Annotated in this window: 2 protein-coding genes; both read left to right on the plus strand. The window is 46.5% G+C overall.

Going from position 1 to position 7381, the window contains the following annotated elements; all coding sequences use genetic code 11:
* Positions 1 to 9 precede the first annotated feature (9 nt).
* Positions 10 to 4923 carry a non-ribosomal peptide synthetase gene (locus G358_RS31110; RefSeq protein WP_276203580.1) on the plus strand — a complete coding sequence of 1638 codons (4914 nt, stop codon included), beginning with the start codon at positions 10 to 12 and terminating at the stop codon, positions 4921 to 4923.
* Between the two features lie 4 nt (positions 4924 to 4927).
* Positions 4928 to 7381 (plus strand): non-ribosomal peptide synthetase (locus G358_RS34350; RefSeq protein ID WP_019640764.1); only part of this gene is annotated, 2454 nt, incomplete at its 3' end.

Consider the following 7381-nt stretch of genomic DNA (forward strand, 5'->3'; position numbering starts at 1 on the left):
AGTTTCCATATGCAGGATGGAGAACCCGTCCAGAAGATCGCACAAGAAGTTCAACTCGAATTGGAGTATGAAGAACGGATTGCAGGTGCAGAACATGAAGAAGACCTGCTGCATGATTTTGTACATCCATTTGACCTTGGAAAGGCGCCTTTGATACGGATAAAAGCCGTAAAAATAGGGGAGGACAAAACGGTCCTGCTGCTAGATATGCACCATATCATTTCCGATGGTATGTCAGTGGATATTCTAACAAACGAATTGTCCAAGCTGTACAATGGCGAGCAGTTGCAGCCGCTGAGTGTCCAATACAAGGATTATAGCGAATGGATGCGAGCAAGAGACCTGTCGGAACAGAAAAAATATTGGCAGGGTGTATTCAAAGAACCGGCGCCAGTGCTGGACCTTCAGCTGGATTATTTAAGGCCGCAGACGCAAAGCTTTAAAGGCCACTGCATCAACGGGATGTTGACGGCCAAACAGAAGACAGCGGTAGACAATCTGTGCCGGAAGACGGGGACAACCGCATATATGGTATTGCTTTCCACGCTGATGGTGTTGCTTGGCAAATATAGCCGACAGGAAGATATTGTCATCGGCAGCCCCATCTCGGGAAGAACGCATAAAGATACAGAGCAGATGGTGGGCATGTTTGTCAATACACTGGCTATGCGTGGGTACCCGAAAGGAGACAAAAAGGTTCTGGACTTCTTGAAGGAAGTCAGGGAAAGTGCCCTGAAAGCCTACGAGAACCAGGAATATCCGTTTGAGGAACTGGTGGAATCCGTAGAGGTGCGACGGGATTTATCTAGAAACCCGCTGTTTGATGTGATGTTTGTCCTGCAAAACAACGAACAGGCGAACCTCGAAATGAACGGCTTCAAAATGACTTACATAGACAGCGAACATACCGTGGCGAAATTCGATCTCAGTTTAAGCATAAGTGAAACGGAAGATGGCTATGCCATGACCTGGGAATATTGTACCGATCTTCTCAAGCTGGAAAGTGTAGAGCGGATGATGAAACACTTCAGCCGCCTGGTGGACGAACTGACGGCAAATCCTGAGGGGACAATTAGCGAACTGAGCGTGGTGGACGAAGAAGAACAGAGGCTGGTCATTGAGACCTTCAATGACACGGCTGCGGAATACCCAAGGGAAAAAACAGTAGTCGGGTTGTTTGAAGAACAGGTTCAACAGACGCCGGATCATATCGCGGTCGTATTTGAAGACGAACAAATGAGTTATACGATGCTGAATGAAAAGGCTAACCAGTTGGCATACAAACTGCGTGAGCTTGGTGTCAAGCCAGATGACAGGGTTGCGATCCTGGCCCAAAGAAGCATAGAGATGATTATCGGCATTTATGGAATTCTCAAGGCAGGCGGTGCTTACGTGCCGGTAGATCCTAGCTATCCGGAAAATCGTATCCAGTATATGCTGGAAGACTGCGGGCCGAAAGCAATTTTGCTGGGAAGAGTGGAACCGCCGATCAAAGGGGATATTCCGGTTATAGACCTATTGGATAAGGAGGTCTATTCAGGCGTGACCACAAACCCAGTGCATGTCAATACGCCAAAGGATTTGATGTATGTCATCTATACATCAGGGACAACCGGAAAGCCCAAAGGCGTAATGATCGAGCATGAGAGTGTCGTTAACTTTAGGGAATATTCTACTAAGAACCAAGCGATTACGACATCTGATGTCGTACTACAGTTTGCAGGTATTTCTTTTGATGTGGCCGTATATGAAATGACAATGAGTCTGCTGGCCGGGGCACAGCTATGTTTATGCCCGGAGGATGTTCAAAAAGATGTGAGATTATTTGAGCAATATATTGACAAGCACAAGGTCACCATTGCTATTTTACCGCCGCAGTACCTAGCGCAGGTGGATATCCGGCAATTAAGAGCAGTTGTTACTGCAGGTTCGGAAACTAATCAAGAGTTGGTATGCGCAAACAACAAGCATATGAAATATTCCAATGATTACGGACCTACCGAAGCAACGATAATTGCAACGCATTGGGAATGTGATCCCGGGGAGCCTGTACCAGAGCGTGTACCGATTGGGAAGCCGATCGAAAACATGCAAATTTACATCATGAACGGTAATGACTTGTGCGGGATCGGGATGCCTGGCGAATTATGCATAGCAGGTGTAGGCTTGGCCAGAGGATACCTGAACCGGCCGGAACTGACTGCAGAAAAGTTTGCCGAAAATCCCTTCGTTGAGGGCAGGATGTACCGTTCCGGCGACTTGGCAAGATGGCTTCCCGATGGGAATATCGAGTACATGGGAAGGATCGATGAACAGGTAAAAATTCGCGGCTTCCGAGTTGAATTGGGTGAAATCGAAAGTGTTCTGCGCAAACAGCCTGGAGTTAAAGAGGTAGCCGTAGCGGTCAAGGAGAAAAACGGGGACAGAAGTATTTGTGCCTATGTCGTATCGGATCAGCAAATACAAACAGGCGACATCAAAGACAATCTTAGAAAAGAATTGCCGGAATATATGGTGCCTGCATACATTGCGCAAATCGAAAGCATCCCGTTCAATCGCAACGGGAAGCTTGATAAACATGCCTTGCCGGAGCCGGAAGCAACAAGCCGACAGGAGTATATTTCGCCACGGAACGAGATAGAAAAAACGGTTGCAGGTGTCTTTGCAGAAGTCTTAGGTGTTAGCCTAGTCGGGATTGAAGACAACTTCTTCGAAATGGGTGGTGACTCGATCAAGGCAATCCGTGTGGTGTCCAAAATACGGGAAGCCGGATATGAACTGGCTGTCAAAGACCTGATGCAGCTGCGTATCGTGAAACTGATTGCAGAAAAAACAGCCGCAGCAGAAATGGAGACGGTATACCAAGGAGAAATCAGCGGGTTGGCACTGCTGACGCCGATCCAGCATACATTTTTTGATTGGAACTATGTGAAACCGCATCATTTCAATCAGGCCACCATGCTTTACTGCGAAGAAGGCTTTCATGTTCATGCACTCAAACAAAGCATCACCGCGCTTGTTGTCCACCATGACATGCTCCGCAGCGTGTATAAAGAAAATTTACAATGGGTTCTGCCAGTTCAAGAAAGCAAACTGTTTGACTGGAATGAGTATGAACTTCAAAATTCAGACCCTATTGCACAGATCGTGGAGCAGAAGAGTACAGAGCTGCAAAGCAGTATCGATTTGGAACAGGGTCCCCTCATGAAAGTAGGGCTGTTTCACACTGCAGACGGAGACCATCTGCTGTTATGTCTGCATCATCTTGTAGTAGATGGTGTATCGTGGAGGATTCTGCTGGAAGACCTGAAAGCCGGATATGAGCAGGCATTGCAGGGAAAGGAAGTCGTTCTTCCGGCAAAAACAGCTTCTTACAAAGACTGGGCGGAAGCATTGGTAGAGTATTCGCAAAGTACAGAATTGAAACAAGAAATAAACTATTGGAGGGAAATATGTAAACAAATAAAAGACGGGAAAATTCAGGGTGATTTTGATGGCCAGCCGACGGAATATGCGCATATGCAGCTTGAACTGGAGATGGAAAGTACCCGGCAGTTATTATACGAAGCAGGGAAAGCGTATGGAACGGAGATCAATGACTTGCTGCTGTCAGCACTCGGCATGGCGGTGAAACAGTGGAAAGGACAAAATTACGTTGCCGTGGAAATGGAAGGCCATGGACGTGAGGAAATTCATAAAGCTGTGAAAATGGACAGAACCGTCGGTTGGTTTACGAGTGTCTATCCGATTGTATTGAAAGGATCTGAGGATCCCGAAGAAGCCATCATCAACACCAAAGAAATGCTCCGAACAATTCCGAATCACGGCATCGGGTATGGCGTAGCAAAATATCTTGGTCAGGATAAATGGCCGGATCTTGAAGCAGGCCTGGGCTTTAATTACCTAGGGCACATGGATCATGAACTTGGAGCGGAAGGAAGGATTACCGTATCCAATCTGTCATGCGGAAGCAGTATTGCCGATGAAAATATGCCGAAGCAAGGCATTACGATGAACGGGAGCATATCGGGCGGTAAATTACGGTTTGCTATTGCCTACAACAAGGGAAGGTACAGTGCGCAAAGTATAGCGCAATTCTGCCAAAATTACGTTCAATCTATTCAAAAGATTGTTCAGCACTGTGTAGTTCAAAAAGAGGTCATAAAAACAGCTTCTGACTTCGGCGCGCTGAATATGAATGCTTCGGATTTCAAGCAACTTACACAAAGACATCCGGTTCCTGAATTATCCAGTATTTATTCATTAACGCCGATGCAAGAGGGAATGTTGTATCACAAATTGGCAGATGAACAATCTACAGGCTATGTCTTGCAATTCAAGCTTCGCATGAAAGGTAAGCTGCAGGTTCAGAAGGCACAGGAAAGCCTATCTTTGCTGGCTAGGAAATATGATGTACTGCGTACGGCATTTATCTATTACAAAGTAAGTAAGCCATGGCAAATCGTATTACGAGAGCGTGAAATTGAATGTAATGTTATTGATTTGTGCAACAGCAAAGAACAAGAAAAAGAGATTTTGAAGATCCAACAGGCGGATATTCGACGCGGATTCAATTTGGAAGAAGACAGTCTGCTTCGTACGACCATTCTCAGAAAGTCTGAAGAAGAGCACATTCTTTTATGGAGTTCCCACCATATCATTATGGATGGATGGAGCTTACCACTGCTGTTTCAAGATTTCATGCAGTATTACGAAGCACTGACAGAAGGAAGCACATTGTATTCCCTGCATGAAAGAGTACGGGAAGAGGCAAAGGGTGTTGCATCTTATGGTGAATACATCCGCTGGCTGGACAAACAGGATCGGGAAGAAGGACTTTCTTACTGGGAGAATTTCCTTGCAGATTACACTGAAGCTGCAGAGATCCTGCCGCTAGGTCAAAGCGGGAACAGGGAGGAATAGGAGCATGGAGGAACAGGTTAAAGAAGTAGTGTATACTTTTGACAAACTATTGACCAGACAAATACAACGACTCTCCAGCTTGGTTAATGTAACCATAAACACGATCGTAGAAACAGCTTGGGGTGTTTTGTTGCAGAAATACAACCGGAATACCGATGTTGTATTTGGAAAAGTTGTATCCGGCAGAAATGCGGATATACAGGGAATGGCGCGGGCTGTTGGACTGTTTATCAATACCATACCGATTAGGGTGAAATGCGAAGAAAGCACAACCGTAGAAGAACTACTCGGGCAGATCCAGCAGCAGGCGGTTGCTAGCATGGAATATGACTTTTGTTCTCTATCGGAAGTACAAAGCAGAAGTGCATTAGGCAACAATTTGATCCGAACGTTGTTTGTGTTCGAAAACTACTATATTGACGAATCGTTTAACCTTGGGAGCTCTAGATTGAAAATCGAAATAGAGAGTGCCAGAGAGCAGACAAACTATGATATTTCGTTGAGTGCATTTATTAAGGAAGTCCTGACACTTAAGATTATGTATGACCCAGGAAAATATGGGGCGGAGGAAATCCGGACACTGCTGGGGAGAATGGAACAACTGCTGCAACAAATGACCGCAAATCCGAAGCAAAAGGTCAGCGAACTGAGCGTAGTGACCGAAGAAGAAAAGAGGTTGGTCATTGAGACCTTCAATGACACGGCTGCGGAATACCCGAGGGAAAAAACAGTCGTAGAGCTGTTTGAAGAACAGGTTCAGAAGACGCCAGATCATATCGCGGTCGTATTTGAAGATGCGCAATTGACGTATGCGCAGCTGAATGAAAAGGCTAACCAGTTGGCATATAAACTACGTGAGCTTGGGATCAGACCAGATGACAGGGTTGCGATCCTGGCCCATAAAAGCATGGAGATGATTGTCGGCATTTATGGGATTCTCAAAGCAGGCGGTGCCTACGTGCCGGTAGATCCTAGCTATCCGGAGAATCGTATCCAGTATATGCTGGAAAATTGCCAGCCGAAAGCCATCCTGCTGGGAAGGGCGGAACTGCCGATCAAAGGGGATACTCCAGTCATAGACCTAACGGATAAGGAGGTCTATACAGGCAAGGCTGCAAACCCGGAGCCTGTCAACACGCCACAGGATTTGATGTATATCATCTATACATCAGGAACAACCGGAAAGCCCAAAGGCGTAATGATTGAGCATGAGGGTGTAGTTAACTTTCGGGAATATTTTATTAAGAACTATGCGATTACGGCAGCTGATGTCGTCCTACAGTTTGCAAGTTTTTCTTTCGATGCGAGCGTCTATGAAATGACAATGAGTCTGCTGGTCGGGGCACAGCTATGCTTATGCCCCGAAGACGTCAAAAAAGATGCGAGATTATTTGAGCAATATATTGATAAGCACAATGTCACCATTGCGATTTTGCCGCCGCAGTATTTGGCGCAGGTGGATATCCGGCATTTTCGAGCCATCATTACTGGAGGCTCGGAAACCAATCGGGAGTTGGTAGGCGCGAACAACAAGCATATGAAATATTCCAACGATTACGGACCTACCGAAGCAACGGTATGTGCAACACACTGGGAATGTGTTCCTGGGGAGCCCGTACCGGAGCGGATACCGATTGGGAAGCCAATCGTAAACAAACAAATTTACATTATGAACGGCAACGACTTGTGCGGGATCGGGATGCCTGGCGAATTATGCATAGCAGGTGTAGGCTTGGCCAGAGGATACCTGAACCGGCCGGAACTGACTGCAGAAAAGTTTGTCGAGAATCACTTCGGAGAGGGCAGGATGTACCGTTCCGGCGACCTGGCAAGATGGCTTCCCGATGGAAATATCGAGTACATGGGAAGGATAGACGAACAGGTAAAAATTCGCGGTTTCCGAGTTGAATTGGGTGAAATCGAAAGTGTCCTGCGTAAACAGCCTGGGGTTAACGATGTGGCCGTGGTGGCCAAGGAGAACAACGGGGAAAACAGTATTTGTGCCTATGTCGTATCGGATCAGGAACTACGATCAGGCGACATTAAAGACAGCCTTAGAAAAGAACTGCCGGAATATATGGTCCCTGCATATATTGTGCAAATCGAAAGCATCCCGCTTAATCGAAACGGGAAGCTTGATAAACATGCTCTGCCGGAACCGGAAGCAGCAAGCGGACAACAATATATTGCACCACGGAATGAGATAGAAGAAATTGTTGCAGGTGCCTTTGCAGAAATATTAGGTGTTACCCAGATGGGCATACAGGATAACTTCTTCGAAATGGGTGGGCATTCGCTGCGCGCAACCCGGGTTATCAATCAAATTGAAGTGAAGACCGGAGTACGTTTGCCGCTGAAGGCCATTTTTGCCGCTCCTACGGCTCAGCTTCTCGCCAAAGAAATAGAACAAGCAAAAGCCAAAGAATACGTCCCGATCCCGCAGGCGGAATCAAAAGAA

Origin of the sequence: Paenibacillus fonticola DSM 21315 (genome assembly GCF_000381905.1) — a bacterium.
In the GTDB taxonomy this organism is placed as follows: domain Bacteria; phylum Bacillota; class Bacilli; order Paenibacillales; family Paenibacillaceae; genus Fontibacillus; species Fontibacillus fonticola.